Below are 15,652 nucleotides of genomic sequence, written 5' to 3'. Positions count from 1 at the left end.
CGGACGTTTCGCCCGCCGGGCAATGGTTGAAAGCGGCATCCCATGCGCATTACTCTCGAGCGATCCAACCTCCTGAAATCGCTGAACCACGTGCACCGCGTGGTGGAGCGGCGAAACACGATCCCGATCCTCTCGAACGTGCTCCTGCGTTCCGACGGCGCCAGCCTCGAAATGAAGGCGACCGACCTCGACCTCGAAATCACCGAGGCGACCCCGGCGCAGGTGGAGCAGGCGGGCGCGACCACCGTGCCAGCGCACCTGCTCTACGACATCGTGCGCAAGCTGCCCGACGGTTCGGAAGTGCTGCTCGCCACCAACGCCGAGGGCACGGCGATGACCGTCGCCTCGGGCCGTTCCAAGTTCTCGCTGCAGTGCCTGCCGCAATCCGACTTCCCGGATCTGACCGCCGGCAGCTTCTCGCATTCGTTCCGCCTCAAGGCGACTGACCTCAAGATGTTGATCGATCGCACCCAGTTCGCGATCTCGACTGAGGAAACCCGCTACTACCTCAACGGCATCTTCGTACACACGGTCGAAAGCAAGGGTGAGCTGAAACTGCGCGCCGTCGCAACCGACGGCCATCGCCTGGCGCGCGCCGACGTCGAGGCGCCATCCGGCTCCGAAGGCATGCCGGGCATCATCATCCCGCGCAAGACCGTCAGCGAATTGCAGAAGCTGCTCGACAACCCGGAACTCGTCGTCACTGTCGAAGTCTCGGACGCCAAGATCCGCCTGACGATCGGCTCGATCGTCATGACCTCGAAGCTGATCGACGGCACTTTCCCCGACTACCAGCGCGTCATCCCGGCCAACAACGACAAGGAACTGCGCGTCGATTGCCAGTCCTTCGCTCAGGCGGTCGATCGCGTATCGACGATCTCGTCGGAGCGCGGCCGCGCCGTCAAGTTGGCGCTGAACGAAGGCCAGATGACGCTGACGGTCAACAATCCCGATTCCGGCAGTGCTACGGAAGAACTGCCCGTCGGCTACGACCACGATCCGCTCGAAATCGGCTTCAACGCGAAGTACCTGCTCGACATTACTTCGCAGCTGACAGGCACCGATGCGATCTTCATGCTGGCAGACCCGGGCTCGCCGACGCTCGTCCGTGATCTGGCCGCTGAAGATGCGCTCTATGTGCTCATGCCGATGCGCGTGTAGCCGGGCCTGACGCGGCGCGAAATGCCAACCCGTCACGCCCGCGCGTGACGGGTTTTTTGTTGGCCGCGGCATCTGCGGACTGTTGATAAGCGAACGCTTTCAGGCGCAGACAGACTTGTTTTTGCCGCAGATGGGGACACATTATGATCACCGCCGCCGCGGCCGGCCCGAATCACCGGGCGAGGAATTTTGCGCGGACGGCCTGTGCGAGGAGAGGACAGCGGTTTTGAGGGGTTCAATGAATTTGCGCGTGAAGGTGAAGGAACGGCTCGGACGGAAGTTCGACGAAGAGATTCGCTTTTTCAAAGGATGGATGAGCAATGCCAAGGCCGTCGGCGCGATCCTGCCGACCTCCTCCGTCACAGCGCGCCGAATGGCGAGCGTCATCAATCCGGCCTCAGGCCTTCCGGTTCTTGAGCTCGGCCCCGGCACCGGCGTCATCACCAAGGCGATCCTGGAACGTGGCCTTGAGCCGTCCAATCTCGTGTCGATCGAGTATTCGACCGATTTCTACAATCAGCTCAAGACCAACTTCAACGGCGTCAACTTCATCAACGGCGACGCCTTCGATCTGGAACACACGCTCGGCGAACTCAACGGCCAGACCTTCGACAGCGTCGTCTCTGCCGTGCCGCTTCTGAACTTCCCGATGCATCGCCGCGTCGAACTGATCGACGATCTGCTGTCGCGCATTCCGGTCGGCCGGCCGGTCGTGCAGATTTCCTATGGGCCTTTGTCGCCCGTCGTTGCCATGCCGGACCGCTACAGCATCCAGCATCTCGACTTCGTCGTGCGCAACATTCCGCCGGCGCAGCTCTGGGTCTATCGCCGGGCGCACTGACGGGATGTTCGGCGTCTACGTCACCCATCCGCAGGTCCAGATCGATCCGGACGTGCCCGTCCCGCAATGGGGACTTTCCACTGTTGGCCGCGAACGCGCGGTCATCACCGCCCGATTGCCCTGGGTGCGTTCGCTCGGACGGATCGTTTCGAGCGACGAAACCAAGGCGATCGAGACGGCACAACTTTTGGCCGATGCGGCCGGCGTGACGGTCGAGGTCCACCACGACATGGGCGAGAACGATCGATCGGCCACCGGCTTCCTGCCGCCGCCGGAATTCGAGAAGGCGGCCGACTGGTTCTTCGCCAATCCCACCGAAAGCTTCAAGGGCTGGGAGCGCGCGATCGATGCCCAGAGCCGCATCTCGAACGCGGTCTTTCGGATCCTCGGCGATCACGATCCGAAAATCCCGATTGCCTTCGTCGGCCATGGCGGCGTCGGCACACTTCTGAAATGCCGCCTTACCGGCGCGCCAATCTCGCGCGCAGCCGACCAGAAGGGTGGTGGCGGCGGCAATGTCTTCGCTTTCCGCCTTGCGGATCGGACTGTTGCATGCGACTGGACCCCGATGGAACACTGGCAGGGGATTTAGACGATGACCGAAACCGCGCGCGACAGACTGATCGTAGGCCTCGACCTTCCGACGATTGCGGATGCCGAGAAGATCGTGTCGACGCTCGGCAACGATGTCTCCTTCTACAAGATCGGCTACCAGTTGGTCTTTGCCGGCGGCCTGGAATTCGCGCGCGACCTGGCCAAAAGCGGCAAGAACGTCTTCCTCGACATGAAGCTGCTCGACATCGACAACACGGTGGCCAAGGGCGTCGAGAACATCGCCAAGATGGGCATGTCGATGCTGACCCTGCACGCCTATCCGAAGGCGATGAAGGCGGCTGTCGAGGCTGCAAAAGGCTCCGACCTCTGCCTGCTCGGCGTCACCGTGCTCACCTCGATGGACGAGCAGGACGTGATCGATGCCGGCTATGAATACGATCCGCACACGCTGGTGCTGCGCCGGGCCGAACAGGCGCGCGCCGCCGGCATGGGCGGCATCGTCTGCTCAGCGGAAGAATCGGCGGCAGTGCGCAAGATCATCGGGCCGGACATGGCACTCGTCACCCCGGGCATTCGCCCGGCCGGCGCGGACAAGGGCGACCAGAAGCGGGTGATGACGCCCTCCGAGGCGCTCAAGGCCGGATCCAGCCATCTCGTCGTCGCGCGCCCAATCGTCGCAGCCGCCGAGCCGCTTGCGGCTGCCCGCGCCATCCTTGCCGAAATGAACGGTGCGCTCGCCCGCTGATGCCGGGCGACACCCGTCGGACCAGCGCGCCCGGTCGATCCGCTTGACCTCGGCCCAAATTTGCCGGAAGTAACACTCCCGTCAGCCTTTCGTGCTGCAAGACGAGGAGCTCAATATGGCCAAGGGATACTGGATCGCACGGGTCGATGTCCGCGACCCCGAGCGCTACAAGGACTATGTAGCGGCCGCAAAGCCCGCCTTCGAGAAATACGGCGCCAATTTTCTGGCACGCGGCGGGCTGCATCATCGGTTGGAGGGTGGCGTTCGCGCCCGCAACGTCGTCATCGAATTTCCATCGCTGCAGGCGGCGATCGACTGTTATAACTCTCCCGAGTACCAGATTGCCGCCGCGATCCGCCAGGAAGTCGCCGACGCCGAGATGGTGGTCGTCGAAGGCGTCTGATCCCACCGCCCCCAACCTTTAGCAGGCTCTGCACGCAGGCGTCGATTGGCCTTCACCTCTCGCGGCTGTTGGGTTATGTAGCAATCAATTCTTTCCGATCCGATCAGGAGTGCACATCCCATGACCTTGTCCAACCTTCCGCCGCTGGTGACGATTTTCGGCGGATCCGGGTTCGTCGGCCGTCATGTGGTGCGCGCGCTCGCCAAACGCGGCTATCGCATCCGCGTCGCCGTTCGCCGGCCGGACCTTGCCGGTCATCTCCAGCCGCTCGGCAATGTCGGCCAGATCTCCTTCGTTCAGGCGAACCTGCGCTACCGTAAATCGGTCGACCGCGCCGTTGAAGGCTCCGATCACGTCATCAACTGCGTCGGCGTACTGTTCGAGAGCGGCCGCAACACCTTCGATGCGGTCCAGGATTTCGGCGCCCGTGCCGTGGCTGAAGCGGCCCGCGGCGTCGGCGCGACGCTGACCCATATCTCCGCCATCGGCGCCGACGCCTCCTCTGCATCGAACTACGCCCGCAGCAAGGGCCGCGCCGAGGCCGCTATCCTTGAGACCAAGCCTGACGCGATCATCCTGCGTCCGTCGGTCGTCTTCGGTCCAGAGGACGGCTTCTTCAACAAATTCGCCAACATGGCCCGCTTCTCGCCGGTCCTGCCGCTGATCGGCGGCGGCGAGACGAAATTCCAGCCCGTCTACGTGACCGACGTCGCCGAAGCCGTGGCCCGCGCCGTCGACGGCAAGATCGCCAAGGGCAAGATCTACGAACTCGGCGGCCCTGACGTCTTGAGCTTCCGCGACTGTCTCGAGATCATGCTCAACACGATCGACCGCAAGCGCACGCTCGTCTCGCTGCCCTTCGGCGTCGCGTCTCTGATCGGCAGCGTTTCGTCGCTGATCCCCTTCGTCACGCCGCCGCTTACCGCCGACCAGGTGGTGTTGCTGAAATCCGACAATGTCGTCTCCGCAAAGGCCGTATCGGAAGGCCGCACACTTTCCGGCATCGGCATCGACCCGACGATGCTGGAATCGATCCTGCCGACCTATCTGGTGCGCTACCGCCCGCAGGGCCAGTACACCCGTAGCGGCCGCGCCGCCTGATCGGCAGCAACCCAACGATTTTTTTGAACGGCCGCCGGAACCACCGGCGGCCGTTTTCTGTTGTATTGCGGTAACAGCGTTGCAGTTCTGCCGCAGTCGGAAAAGCGATTGGCATTTACCGCAAATTCAACATGTCCTGATATTGATCATGTCATATCCACCAACTAAACACCGCCTCGCGCCCCCGATCCCAAGGCATGACGGCGGGCGGCGGCATCAATCTCGAAAGGCATAGCGTCCATGGGCAAGTCGATCGCAATCTTTTTTGCGTGTGCGGCACTGATCATTCTGGCTGGATCGTTCATGGCGCCGAACACGGTCGCCAGCAGCGGCAAGGATTGCGCACCGGCCTATGGCGTCGATCCGTGCACCACGGCATCGATCGACCTTTCCGGCCACTAAGGGCCGGCGCCTCGACGAGGCATCAAAAGTTATTGGCGGGGGCCAGTAGCCGCGTGCGTTTCACCATGAGACGCACGCGGCTTTGTTTTTAGGGCCTGACAACAGGTCAAGGAAAAGGGCGCGTCGGGGACGCGCCTTTTGTCATTGAGATCGTCGGTTCTGCTCAGCCAAGCAGCCACAGACCGATCAGGCCGGCGATCCCGACGATGATGCGCCAGATGGCGAAAGGCGTGAAACCGCGCCGCGAGACGAAGTCGAGCAATGAGCGCACGACGAAGATGCCGGCGACGAAGGCCGCAATGAAACCGACTGCAATCAGGGTAAAATCGTCAAAGGAGAGCGCATCGCGGTTCTTGTAGAGGTCCAGCGTAAAGGCGCCGACCATGGTCGGCATCGCCAGGAAGAACGAGAACTCGGCGGCCGAACGCTTGTCGGTGCCCATCAGCAGGGCGCCGGCGATCGTCGCGCCGGAACGGGACGTTCCGGGGATCATAGCCAGGCACTGGAACAGGCCGATCTTCAGCGCCAGCGACGGCGGGTAGTCCATCACGTCGGTATAGCGCGGCTTCAGCGGCAGATGGTCTATCGCATAAAGGATGACGCCGCCGACGATCAGTACGACGCAGATCAGGACAGGCGTCTCGAACAGCACCGTCTTGATAAAATCATGGGCAATGGCACCGATGACCGCCGCCGGCAGGAAGGCGAGCAGCACTGACACGACGAAGCGGCGCGCCTTGATGCTTGTCGGCAACGCCAGCGCGATCGACAGAAGCTTCTGGAAATAGACGAGCAGGATCGCCAGAATGGCGCCGAGCTGGATGAGGACGGCGAAGGTGTTGCCCGGCGACTTGAAGCCGAGGAAGTGGCCGGCGAGAAGGACGTGCGCCGTTGACGAGACGGGGATGAACTCCGTCAGGCCCTCGATCAGACCGAGGACAAGCGCACTGATGATCGATTGATCCGCCATATATGAGAATTTCCTGACAAGTTTTGGAGTGGGAGGAAAAGGCTGATTCGCTTGTGTTTGCCACCACAAATTTCTATAGCTCTAACACATGAGCCGTGGCCAGACGCTTGCGCCGCCACGCTGACGCCCCCAAGCCAAAGCCCTGAGAAGCCAGATCATCGATGCCGACACTGTATCACCACCCCATGTCCGCCGCTTCACGCTTCGTTCGCCTGATCCTTTCGGAATACGGCTACCAGACGGAATTGACGGACGAGCAGCCCTGGGAGAACCGGCGCGACTTCCTGGCTTTGAACCCGGCCGGAACGCTACCGGTCTATGTTGACGACAGTATGAGGGCGCTCTGTGGGGCGACGATCATCTCGGAATATCTCGACGAGACGAATGGCATCATGAAGCGGGATCGCCGCCTTCTGGCCGAGGATCCGTTCCAGCGCGCGGAAATCCGCCGGCTGGTCGAATGGTTCCTGCAGAAGATGGAAGCCGATGTGACGCGGCCGCTGGTGCGCGAGCGGATCTTCAAGCTGCAGATGACGCCGGACCAGGGCGGCGGCGCACCCGACAGCAAGGTCCTGCGGACCTCGCGCGCCAACATCCGCCAGCATATGAAGTATCTCTCCTGGCTTGCCGGCTCGCGGACCTGGCTTGCCGGCGACCGGATCTCCTATGCCGATCTTGCCGCCGCCGCGACGGTGTCCGTGCTCGATTATCTCGGCGAAATCGACTGGTCGGACGCCCCGAGCGCCAAGGAGTGGTACCAGCGGCTGAAGTCCCGCCCCTCCTTCCGGCCGCTGCTTGCCGAGCGCGTGCGCGGCGTCACCCCCGTTCCGCACTATGCGGATCTCGACTTCTGAGGCGAATACCGTGCCCGGCATCGATGCCAAGGCAGACAGTGAGGAACGGCGCCGGCTGAAGCTGACGGCGTTCCTGAAGGCAGAGGCGGCAGACAAGGGCTTCGATCTCTGTCGCATCACCCGGCCGGATGCCATTCCGCAAGCACCGGCCCGGCTTCGAGACTTTCTCGACGAGAGCTTTCACGGCACGATGGACTGGCTCGAAGAGACAGCCGAGCGCCGTTCCGATCCGCGCACGCTCTGGAGCGAGGTGCGCTCCGTCGTCATGTTCGCGATGAACTACGGCCCGGAACACGATCCGCGTGGCATTCTTGAGCGGACCGATCGCGGTGCGATCTCGGTCTATGCCCAGAACCGCGACTACCACGACATCATCAAGGGCAAGCTCAAGGAAGTCGCGACCCGCTTTGCCGCGCGCGCTGGCGAGTACGTCAAGGTCTTCGTCGATACCGCCCCGGTGATGGAAAAGCCGCTGGCGGAGCAGTCCGGCCTCGGCTGGCAGGGCAAGCACACCAATCTGGTCAGCCGCGAATTCGGCTCCTGGCTTTTTCTCGGCAGCCTGTTCACGACGGCGGACCTCGCCTTCGACGAAGCCGAGCGCGACCATTGCGGCTCCTGCCGCGCCTGCCTCGATGCCTGTCCGACAGACGCTTTCCCGGCGCCCTACCGGATCGACGCGCGACGTTGCATCTCTTACCTCACGATCGAGCACAAGGGGCCGATCGATCCCGAATTCCGGCCGCTGATCGGCAACCGCATCTATGGCTGCGACGACTGTCTTGCCGCCTGCCCCTGGAACAAGTTCGCGCAGGCAGCCTCGGAAATGAAGCTCAGAGCACGCGACGATCTGAAGGCGCCGTCGCTCGAAACCCTGCTTGACCTGGATGATCCGAGCTTTCGCAGCCTGTTCTCAGGCTCACCGGTCAAGCGCATCGGTCGCGACCGGTTCGTGCGGAACGTGCTGATCGCCGCCGGCAATTCAGGCAGCCAGGCGCTGGTGCCCGCAGTCAAGGCCCGCGTCAACGACACCTCAGCCGTGGTGCGGGCGATGGCGGTCTGGGCGCTGTCACGATTGGTCGCGCCTGCGGCGCTTGCGGAATTTGCCGAACAATGCGAGCCAGAGACGGACGAAGACGTCCTCAACGAATGGCAGATCGCGGGAGTGAGCCGATGCATGTCCTGATCCTTGGCGCCGGTTACTCCGGTACGGCAATCGCAAAAGCGATGGCCCCAACGGCCACAAGCGTTATCGGCACCACCAGGAGCGAGGAGAAGGCGGCAAAACTCGAAAGGGCCGGCATCCGCCCGGTGCTCTTCGACGGCGAGACGATCTCCGACGACCTTGCCGCCGCCCTCGGCAAGGCAACTCATCTGATCCAGTCGATCGCGCCCGGTCGCGATGGCGATCCCATGTTCCGCACCACGAGCCCGGACCTCACGCAGATCGCGCCGAACCTCGAATGGATCGGCTATCTCTCAACGGTCGGGGTCTATGGCGACCATGGCGGCGAATGGGTCACCGAGGACATGCTGCGCAAGCCGGTCTCGGCCCGCTCTGTCGAGCGCGTGGAAGCGGAGGACGCCTGGATCGCCTTCGGCAAGAACCAGGATATTCCGGTCGCGGTGCTCAGGCTCTCCGGCATCTACGGACCCGGACGCAACGCCTTCTGCAATCTCGAAAACGGCACGGCACGGCGGCTGGTCAAGCCCGGCCAGGTGTTCAATCGAATCCGCGTCGAGGATATCGGCGCCGCAGCGCTGTTCCTCGCCAACAATGGCACCAGCGGCGTCTTCAACATCACCGACAACGAGCCGGCGCCGCCGCAGGACGTGGTCGCGGAAGCCGCCCGGCTGATGGGCGTCGAGCCGCCGCCGGAAACGCCTTTCGAGCAAGCCGAACTGTCACCGATGGCCCGCACTTTCTATGGAGAAAACAAGCGGGTTTCGAATGCCCGCATGCGTGCGACCGGTTTTGAATTTGCCTTTCCGGATTATCGCGTCTCGCTTGCACAGCTTTGGCAGTCGGGCGCGTGGCGCGGACAGTGAAATGCAATACGGCACCCGCCAGATAGCATAACCCGTAATGCTTATAGAACGTCGATAGTCAGTCCGTCAGTAATGGCCAGGGCTCGGCCATCGCAATTGTGACATTCTTTGGATATTCGTTCGATACTTGGCTAATTTCATACAACCTGCGCGCTAGTAACGAATTTTCGACCATCCGGATTCCGGAAAATTGGTCCAATTCGAAATTTTTAATGAAATTTTTCGTTTACGGGCGGGTTCGGCTCACGTGCGGAGGCTGGCGAACGCTCAACCCCTGATTCCAAAGAACTCCTGTCTGCGTTTAAACTATTTCAAACAATCTTCGTTTTTGAAATTTCGTCATTTTTTAATAAATCCTAATAGAGCGTAAATGGTTGAAGCACGTTTTTGCCATTTTTCGCCCCAATTAGCGGTTCTCAGAAGTTTTTAACCAAGTGTTTTGACCGAGGGGATCGCCAGTTTGACGCCAGCGAAGATCAAGACGGCTGCCGCTGCAGCGCTATTCACGGCCACTATCGGTCTCGTCTCCGTTTCCGATAGCCATGCAGCCGGCGCCGGCTGCGGCGGCGCATCCTGGTATGCGCTGAGCTCCAAGACCGCCTCCGGCGAGCGCATGAATGCCGCTCACCTGACGGCCGCCCATCGCAGCCTGAAATTCGGCACCAAGGTGCAGGTCACCAACAAGCGCAACGGCAAGAGCGTTATCGTTCGCATCAACGATCGTGGCCCGTTTATCCGCGGTCGCGTCATGGATCTTTCCAAGGCTGCAGCATCGCAGATCGGCATGGTCCGCTCCGGCACTGCCAGCGTCTGCTATCGCGTCGTCAATTCCTGATCTTGAAATACTGCTACCCGGCCTGCGGGCGGGTGGATCTACTTCGCTAAAGACCGTTCTCGGCGGTTAATCTTCTCCGCCGTCTTGCTCTTCGATGCCATCGCCGTTACCACGGCGAAAAAGGAGTTGATCGAAGATGCGTTTGGGCGGCAGGCTCGCTGGAGCCATTGAGGTTCTTGAGGATATCGAAAAGCGGAAGCGCCCGGTCGCCGACGCGCTCAAGGATTGGGGCCTTGGCCACCGTTTCGCCGGATCCGGCGATCGCTCGGCGATCGGCAACATCGTCTACGACGCCCTTCGCATGAAGCTCTCCCACGCCTACCTGATGGATAGCGACAGCGCCTCGGCCCTCGGCCACGCGGTGATGTACCGCCAGTGGGGCTTTTCGCCCGAGGCGCTGGCCGCCGAGCTCGATGGCGACAAGTTCGCGCCGGAGGCACCGGCCGAACAGCTTCAAGCCTTCAGGTCGCGCCGGATCGAGGACGCCCCGGCCCATGTGCAGGGCGACATCCCCGAATGGGTCCAGGCCTCCTTTGAAGAGAACTTTTCCGACGACTGGCTGGAAGAAGCCAAGGCGCTCGCCGGCCGGCCGACGCTGGACCTGCGCGCAAACACGCTGAAGGCGTCGCGCGCCAAGGTCCTGAAGGCACTGGAGCGTAGCGGTGCCGAGGCCGCAACGATCGCCCGTAATGGTATCCGCATTCCCGCCGGCGAAGGCGCCTCGCGCCTGCCGAACGTCACGGCCGAGCTTTCCTTCCAGAAGGGCTGGTTCGAGGTTCAGGACGAGGGCTCGCAGATCGTCGCCGATCTCGCCTATCCGCAGGAAGGCGAACAGGTGCTCGACTATTGCGCCGGCGGCGGCGGCAAGACGCTCGCCATGTCGGCGGCGATGAACAACAAGGGCCAGGTGCACGCCTACGACACCGACCGCAAGCGGCTAGCCCCGATCATCGAGCGGCTGAAGCGCGCCGGCACCCGCAATGTCCAGGTGCATGAATCCACCGACAGCCTCGCGCCGCTTGCCGGCCGTTTCGACCGCGTGCTGGTCGATGCGCCCTGCACCGGCACCGGTACCTGGCGCCGTCGCCCCGACACCAAGTGGCGGCTGAACCAGAAGAACCTCGAAGAGCGCATCTCCCAGCAGGAAGAAGCGCTGGCAAGCGCTGCCCAGTTCGTCCGTCCCGGCGGCCATCTGATCTACGTCACCTGCTCGGTACTGCCTGAGGAAAACGAGGCGCAGGTCTACGGCTTCTGCGAAGACAATCCGGAATTCGAGATCCTGTCGGCCGCCGATATCTGGGCGACGCTGTTCGGCACCGACAAGCCGCAGCCCTGGTCGGCAGACATGAAGACGGTGACGCTGACACCCGCTTCCACCGGCACGGACGGCTTCTTCTTCTGCCTGATGCAACGCAAGGGTTAACGCCGTTTGACGATCGGCAAAAGACGCGCATCAGATTGAAAGCGTTCTAAACTATACACTTTGACACAAGTTTGCTTTTGGTTCATGAGAAGCGGGCTCGGCGGGGCCTTTTCTGATGGCTCGACGGCTGAACGACGCCATGTTTTGCGGCTCGTTCGACGGCGCCGGGGGACGCAACAGGAGAGGGTCATGACCAAGAAATTTTTCCGGGGCGCCGCGCTGGCGCTGATGACGGCGACCTCGGCGATGGCCCTGCAGCCGGCCCATGCCGCAACCGATGCCGCCGCCGTGGTGAAGCACTACACCGCCGTCGCCCACGCCAAGTTCGAAGACGCGCTGACGACCGCAGAAGCGCTCGACAAGGCCGTTGACGCGCTGATCGCGACGCCGAGCGAAGAAACGCTGAAGGCCGCGCGCGACGCCTGGAAGAAGGCCCGCAACCCCTACCAGGAAACCGAAGTCTACCGTTTCGGCAATGCGATCGTTGACGAGTGGGAAGGTAAGGTCAACGCCTGGCCGCTCGACGAGGGCCTGATCGACTATGTCGATCCGAGCTATGGCACCGAGAGCGACGAGAACGCGCTGTTCACCGCCAATGTCATCGCCAACAAGACGATCAAGATCGACGGCAAGGACGTCGACGCTTCCAACATCACGCCGGAATTCCTGGCGGGCACGCTACAGGAAGCCGGCGGCATCGAAGCAAACGTCGCGACCGGCTACCACGCGATCGAGTTCCTGCTCTGGGGCCAGGACCTGAACGGGACCAAGGCCGGCGCCGGCAACCGCCCCTTCACCGACTACGACACCAAGGCCTGCACCCGCGGAAATTGCGACCGCCGCGCCGCCTACCTCAAGGCTGCGACCGAGCTGCTCGTTTCCGACCTCAAGGAGATGGTTGCCAACTGGACGCCGGATGGTGCCGCGACCAAGGCGGTCGAGGCCGACCCGAAGGCTGGTCTCGTCGCCATCCTCACCGGCATGGGCTCGCTCTCCTATGGCGAACTGGCGGGCGAGCGGATGAAGCTCGGCCTGCTGCTGCACGATCCGGAAGAAGAGCATGACTGCTTCTCCGACAACACGCACAACTCGCACCTGCACGACGCGATCGGCATCCAGTCGGCCTATACCGGCGAATATACCCGCGTCGACGGCACGAAGATGACCGGCCCGTCGCTGTCCGAACTCGTCGCCGCCAAGGATGCAGCGCTCGACAAGGAAATGGCCGGCAACCTTTCGACCACGGTCGAGAAGATGCAGGCGATGGCCAAGCGCGCGGAAACGACCGAGGCCTACGACCAGATGATCGGCGAAGGCAATGCCGAGGGCAACGCCACCGTTCAGGCGGCGATCGACGGCCTGATCGCCCAGGCAAAGACCGTACAGCGCGTCATTGCGTCGCTGGATCTCGGCACCGTCGAGCTTGAAGGTTCCGACAGCCTGGATAATCCTAACGCCGTCTTCCAATAAGCTGAAAAGGCGGGCCGCGTCGACAAAGACGCGGCCCGATCCTCCTGAGATGAAATCTGGCGCTTTCCGCCTTTGCGCGCTTGTTCTCGTTCAAGCGCTTTTCACGGCCCTGCCCGCCTTCGCCGGCGACGGCCTTTTGACCGAACGCTCCGACCTCAACGACAAGGACCGCCAGCGGGTCCAGGCGGTGACGCGGCCTGCGACCGATTTCTCCAAGGCGGAAACCTTCGAAGCCATGTCCGGCGGTGCGGCCACCTCGATCGCGCCCGTCAATGCCGACAGTTTTTCGCAATTCTCGGCCAATCTCACCTTCCAAGAGGAAGAGGGCTTCAAGCTCGGCAACGCGCTCTTTCGCAAGCTTTGGGTTTCCTCCCCCTCCTCCACACAGGCCTCCGACGGGCTCGGACCACTCTACAACGCCCGAGCCTGCCAGAGCTGTCACCTGAAGGACGGGCGCGGCCGGCCACCGGAAGGTGCCGTCGATACAACCTCGATGTTCTTCCGCCTGGCGCGGCCGCCCCGCGACGACGAGGAGCGCCGGATGATTGCGGCGCACGAGGTGGTGAACTTCGGCGACGCTGTTTATGGCGCCCAGCTTCAGGATAGCGCCGTGCCCGGCCTTGCCGCCGAAGGCCATCTGAAGATCAGCTACACCGAGGAGCCCTTCACTTTCCCCGACGGCGAAACGGCCTCTCTGCGCCGACCAGGCTATTCGGTGGCCGATCTCGCCTATGGCCCGCTCGATCCGGAAACCACGCTCTCGCCGCGTGTGGCGCAGCCGATGATCGGCCTTGGCCTGATCGAGGCGATCCACGAGGCGGACATCCTCGCCCTTGCCGACCCCGACGATAGGGATGGCGACGGCATCAGCGGACGGCCGGCGCTGACGCGCGACGCCAGGACCGGCAAGCTCATGCTCGGGCGCTTCGGCTGGAAGGCGCAGAACGCCACCGTGCGGCAACAGAGCGCCGATGCCTTCGCCACCGACATCGGCATCTCTTCACCCGACGCCGACCGCCCGCATGGCGACTGCACCGCGGCCCAGGCAAAATGCCTGACCATGCCGACCGGCGAGCAGGCACGCCTTGGCCCCACAGAAGCGCCCGACCCGGTGCTCAACCTCGTGACCTTCTATTCGGAGAACCTGGCCGTGCCGGCGCGGCGCAAGGCGAGCTTTGCGGAGACACTGCGTGGCAAGAAGGTCTTCTACGAACTCGGCTGCACCAGTTGCCACACACCGAAATTCGTCACCCGCCGGGACGCGGCCAACAAGGCGCAGTCGTTCCAGCTGATCTGGCCCTATTCCGATTTCCTGCTGCACGACATGGGCGAGGGTCTTGCCGACGGACAGCAGGTGGGTGTGGCCACCGGCCGCGAGTGGCGCACGCCGCCGCTTTGGGGCATCGGCTTGACGAAGACCGTCAGTGGGCACACTTTCCTGCTCCACGACGGACGCGCCCGCAATTTCACCGAAGCGATCCTCTGGCACGGCGGCGAAGGGCAGAAGGCCCGTGACGCCTTTGCCGCCCTTGCCGCAAGCGATCGCCGCGATCTCCTTGCCTTCCTGGAGTCACTCTAATGCCCCGCACGCATACGCTTACTCTCGCTTTTGCCCTGACCTTGACCGCCGTTTTCCCGGCGGTGGCCCAGGAAGGAAGCGCGCTCTCGCCGCGCGTCGTCAACGAGGCGGCCGTGCCCGCGGTCATGGCCAAAGCCGTCGACGGCTTCATCATCCCCGGCTATCGCAACCTCACGGAAAAGACCGCTGCCGCCACGCAGGCCACGGCCAAGCTCTGCGCGGCGCCGTCGCAGGCGACGGTCGATGGCGCTCGCGTTGCCTTTTCCGAGATGGTCGGCGCCTGGTCGGCGATCGAGGTGGTGAGGCTTGGTCCGGCACTTGAGCAGAACCGCTTCGAGCGGTTCCTGTTCTACCCCGACCGCAAGAGCACGGGCCTGAAGCAGGTGCAGGCGATCGTTTCGAAGCACGATGAAAGCGCAACGGACGAAGCCAAACTCAAGGGCAAGAGCGTCGCCGCACAAGGGCTCGGCGCGCTCGAATACGTGCTCTATGGCACGGGCGCCGAGTCACTTCTGAACAAGGATGGCGATTTCCGCTGCCGCTACGGCCTAGCGATCACCAAGAACCTCGACACGATCGCCAACGAGTTCCTGGCCGCATGGCAGAAGCCCGATGGCATTCAGGCTGCCTGGAAACATCCGGGCCCTGACAATCCCGAGTTCCGCGACAACCGCGAAGCGGCAACAGAACTGCTCGGCATTCTCGTCCATGGCGTCGAGACGGTGAAGGACCAGCGGCTGAAGCCGTTCTACGAGAGCAAGGACGACAAGGGACATCCGAAGCTCGCGATCTACTGGCGCTCCGGCAACACCATGCCGTCGATCGCCGCCAACGTGCGGGGCCTGAAGACACTGTTCGACGTTGCCGACATGCAGAGCCTTTTGCCGGAAGACAGCCGCTCGGTCGCGGGTTCCGCCGACTTCGTCTTGAAGTCGGTGATCGGCATGGCCGGCAACATCGACGGACCGATCGATCAGGCGCTCGAGGACAAGGACAAACGGGCCAAGCTCGCCTTCCTGTCGCTCAATACCAATGACCTTCTCGATCGACTGAACAAGGATTTCGGCGGTGCGATCGGGCTTGGCGCGGGCTTCTCCTTTGCCGACGGCGACTAGAGCGGGATGAGGAAACGTGTGCGCGGTTTCCGCCCGCATCCCGCTCAAGCGCCGAGTGTTGACAATCAAGGTTTTTGGGCGCAAAGCGCTTCCCGTGTCCGCTCTCGCGGGCACGTTTCACCACAAGGACCAACTCCCAATGAACCCCGACA

16 protein-coding genes are annotated in these 15,652 nt (G+C 62.9%); 15 read left to right on the top strand and 1 reads right to left on the bottom strand.

The window, feature by feature from the left end; genetic code table 11:
- Window positions 1-42 precede the first annotated feature (42 nt).
- The 7 genes from dnaN to AC3WVQ_RS19990 all read left to right on the top strand — a co-directional run bounded on the left by dnaN (window position 43) and on the right by AC3WVQ_RS19990 (window position 5,208).
- Window positions 43-1,161 carry a DNA polymerase III subunit beta gene (gene dnaN, locus AC3WVQ_RS20020; RefSeq protein ID WP_034804468.1) on the top strand — a complete coding sequence of 373 codons (1,119 nt, stop codon included), beginning with the start codon at window positions 43-45 and terminating at the stop codon, window positions 1,159-1,161.
- 238 nt (window positions 1,162-1,399) lie between these two features.
- The gene (gene pmtA, locus AC3WVQ_RS20015; protein WP_082005986.1) at window positions 1,400-2,002 is read left to right on the top strand and encodes a phospholipid N-methyltransferase PmtA; all 603 of its coding nucleotides are present in this window, start codon (window positions 1,400-1,402) and stop codon (window positions 2,000-2,002) included.
- A 4-nt stretch (window positions 2,003-2,006) separates the two neighbouring features.
- Window positions 2,007-2,594, top strand: a complete 588-nt coding sequence (locus AC3WVQ_RS20010) for a histidine phosphatase family protein (protein WP_090296324.1) — start codon at window positions 2,007-2,009, stop codon at window positions 2,592-2,594.
- 3 nt (window positions 2,595-2,597) lie between these two features.
- Complete coding sequence (gene pyrF / locus AC3WVQ_RS20005; protein WP_034804475.1) at window positions 2,598-3,302, top strand: orotidine-5'-phosphate decarboxylase; 705 nt, start codon at window positions 2,598-2,600, stop codon at window positions 3,300-3,302.
- A gap of 115 nt (window positions 3,303-3,417) precedes the next feature.
- Window positions 3,418-3,705 carry a DUF1330 domain-containing protein gene (locus AC3WVQ_RS20000; protein ID WP_034804478.1) on the top strand — a complete coding sequence of 96 codons (288 nt, stop codon included), beginning with the start codon at window positions 3,418-3,420 and terminating at the stop codon, window positions 3,703-3,705.
- A gap of 120 nt (window positions 3,706-3,825) precedes the next feature.
- A complete protein-coding gene (locus AC3WVQ_RS19995) occupies window positions 3,826-4,806 on the top strand; it encodes a complex I NDUFA9 subunit family protein (RefSeq protein ID WP_060519663.1) in 981 nt (326 codons plus the stop codon).
- A 240-nt stretch (window positions 4,807-5,046) separates the two neighbouring features.
- A complete protein-coding gene (locus tag AC3WVQ_RS19990; protein ID WP_034804494.1) occupies window positions 5,047-5,208 on the top strand; it encodes a hypothetical protein in 162 nt (53 codons plus the stop codon).
- 163 nt (window positions 5,209-5,371) lie between these two features.
- Here AC3WVQ_RS19990 and AC3WVQ_RS19985 read toward each other — a convergent pair whose 3' ends face one another.
- A complete protein-coding gene (locus AC3WVQ_RS19985; RefSeq protein ID WP_034804497.1) occupies window positions 5,372-6,178 on the bottom strand; it encodes an undecaprenyl-diphosphate phosphatase in 807 nt (268 codons plus the stop codon).
- Between the two features lie 161 nt (window positions 6,179-6,339).
- Between AC3WVQ_RS19985 and AC3WVQ_RS19980 the strand changes: the two genes are divergently transcribed.
- The 8 genes from AC3WVQ_RS19980 (at window position 6,340) to AC3WVQ_RS19945 (ending at window position 15,500) form a co-directional block, all read left to right on the top strand.
- Window positions 6,340-7,032, top strand: a complete 693-nt coding sequence (locus AC3WVQ_RS19980; protein ID WP_090296322.1) for a glutathione S-transferase family protein — start codon at window positions 6,340-6,342, stop codon at window positions 7,030-7,032.
- Window positions 7,013-8,215, top strand: a complete 1,203-nt coding sequence (gene queG, locus AC3WVQ_RS19975) for a tRNA epoxyqueuosine(34) reductase QueG (RefSeq protein ID WP_162731847.1) — start codon at window positions 7,013-7,015, stop codon at window positions 8,213-8,215. Before AC3WVQ_RS19980 ends, queG begins: the two co-directional genes overlap by 20 nt.
- A complete protein-coding gene (locus AC3WVQ_RS19970; RefSeq protein ID WP_090296317.1) occupies window positions 8,203-9,078 on the top strand; it encodes an SDR family oxidoreductase in 876 nt (291 codons plus the stop codon). The genes queG and AC3WVQ_RS19970 overlap by 13 nt, the downstream gene beginning before the upstream one ends.
- Before the next feature lie 460 nt (window positions 9,079-9,538).
- Window positions 9,539-9,913, top strand: coding sequence for a septal ring lytic transglycosylase RlpA family protein (locus AC3WVQ_RS19965; protein WP_060519659.1), 375 nt, complete (start codon window positions 9,539-9,541; stop codon window positions 9,911-9,913).
- Window positions 9,914-10,049: 136 nt separating this feature from the next.
- Window positions 10,050-11,336: an RsmB/NOP family class I SAM-dependent RNA methyltransferase gene (locus AC3WVQ_RS19960; protein ID WP_034804507.1), complete on the top strand. Its 1,287-nt coding sequence runs from the start codon at window positions 10,050-10,052 to the stop codon at window positions 11,334-11,336.
- 189 nt (window positions 11,337-11,525) lie between these two features.
- The gene (locus tag AC3WVQ_RS19955) at window positions 11,526-12,806 is read left to right on the top strand and encodes an imelysin family protein (protein ID WP_110818552.1); all 1,281 of its coding nucleotides are present in this window, start codon (window positions 11,526-11,528) and stop codon (window positions 12,804-12,806) included.
- A gap of 49 nt (window positions 12,807-12,855) precedes the next feature.
- Window positions 12,856-14,385 carry a di-heme oxidoreductase family protein gene (locus AC3WVQ_RS19950; RefSeq protein ID WP_060580620.1) on the top strand — a complete coding sequence of 510 codons (1,530 nt, stop codon included), beginning with the start codon at window positions 12,856-12,858 and terminating at the stop codon, window positions 14,383-14,385.
- Window positions 14,385-15,500: an imelysin family protein gene (locus AC3WVQ_RS19945; RefSeq protein WP_090296312.1), complete on the top strand. Its 1,116-nt coding sequence runs from the start codon at window positions 14,385-14,387 to the stop codon at window positions 15,498-15,500. The genes AC3WVQ_RS19950 and AC3WVQ_RS19945 overlap by 1 nt, the downstream gene beginning before the upstream one ends.
- Window positions 15,501-15,652 lie beyond the last annotated feature (152 nt).

This window comes from Ensifer sp. EB106-05-01-XG146, from assembly GCF_058791875.1.
The sequence above is the reverse complement of the archived record's forward strand: the minus strand, read 5'-3'. Positions and strand labels throughout refer to the sequence as shown.

Coding starts and splice junctions, on each gene's coding strand:
- AC3WVQ_RS19955 (WP_110818552.1), top strand. CDS start 11,526: ATGACCAAGAAATTTTTCCGGGGCGCCGCGCTGGCGCTGATGACGGCG.
- dnaN (WP_034804468.1), top strand. CDS start 43: ATGCGCATTACTCTCGAGCGATCCAACCTCCTGAAATCGCTGAACCAC.
- pyrF (WP_034804475.1), top strand. CDS start 2,598: ATGACCGAAACCGCGCGCGACAGACTGATCGTAGGCCTCGACCTTCCG.
- AC3WVQ_RS19970 (WP_090296317.1), top strand. CDS start 8,203: ATGCATGTCCTGATCCTTGGCGCCGGTTACTCCGGTACGGCAATCGCA.
- AC3WVQ_RS19950 (WP_060580620.1), top strand. CDS start 12,856: ATGAAATCTGGCGCTTTCCGCCTTTGCGCGCTTGTTCTCGTTCAAGCG.
- AC3WVQ_RS19990 (WP_034804494.1), top strand. CDS start 5,047: ATGGGCAAGTCGATCGCAATCTTTTTTGCGTGTGCGGCACTGATCATT.
- pmtA (WP_082005986.1), top strand. CDS start 1,400: ATGAATTTGCGCGTGAAGGTGAAGGAACGGCTCGGACGGAAGTTCGAC.
- AC3WVQ_RS19980 (WP_090296322.1), top strand. CDS start 6,340: ATGCCGACACTGTATCACCACCCCATGTCCGCCGCTTCACGCTTCGTT.
- AC3WVQ_RS19960 (WP_034804507.1), top strand. CDS start 10,050: ATGCGTTTGGGCGGCAGGCTCGCTGGAGCCATTGAGGTTCTTGAGGAT.
- AC3WVQ_RS19995 (WP_060519663.1), top strand. CDS start 3,826: ATGACCTTGTCCAACCTTCCGCCGCTGGTGACGATTTTCGGCGGATCC.
- AC3WVQ_RS20010 (WP_090296324.1), top strand. CDS start 2,007: ATGTTCGGCGTCTACGTCACCCATCCGCAGGTCCAGATCGATCCGGAC.
- AC3WVQ_RS19985 (WP_034804497.1), bottom strand. CDS start 6,178: ATGGCGGATCAATCGATCATCAGTGCGCTTGTCCTCGGTCTGATCGAG.
- AC3WVQ_RS19945 (WP_090296312.1), top strand. CDS start 14,385: ATGCCCCGCACGCATACGCTTACTCTCGCTTTTGCCCTGACCTTGACC.
- AC3WVQ_RS20000 (WP_034804478.1), top strand. CDS start 3,418: ATGGCCAAGGGATACTGGATCGCACGGGTCGATGTCCGCGACCCCGAG.
- queG (WP_162731847.1), top strand. CDS start 7,013: ATGCGGATCTCGACTTCTGAGGCGAATACCGTGCCCGGCATCGATGCC.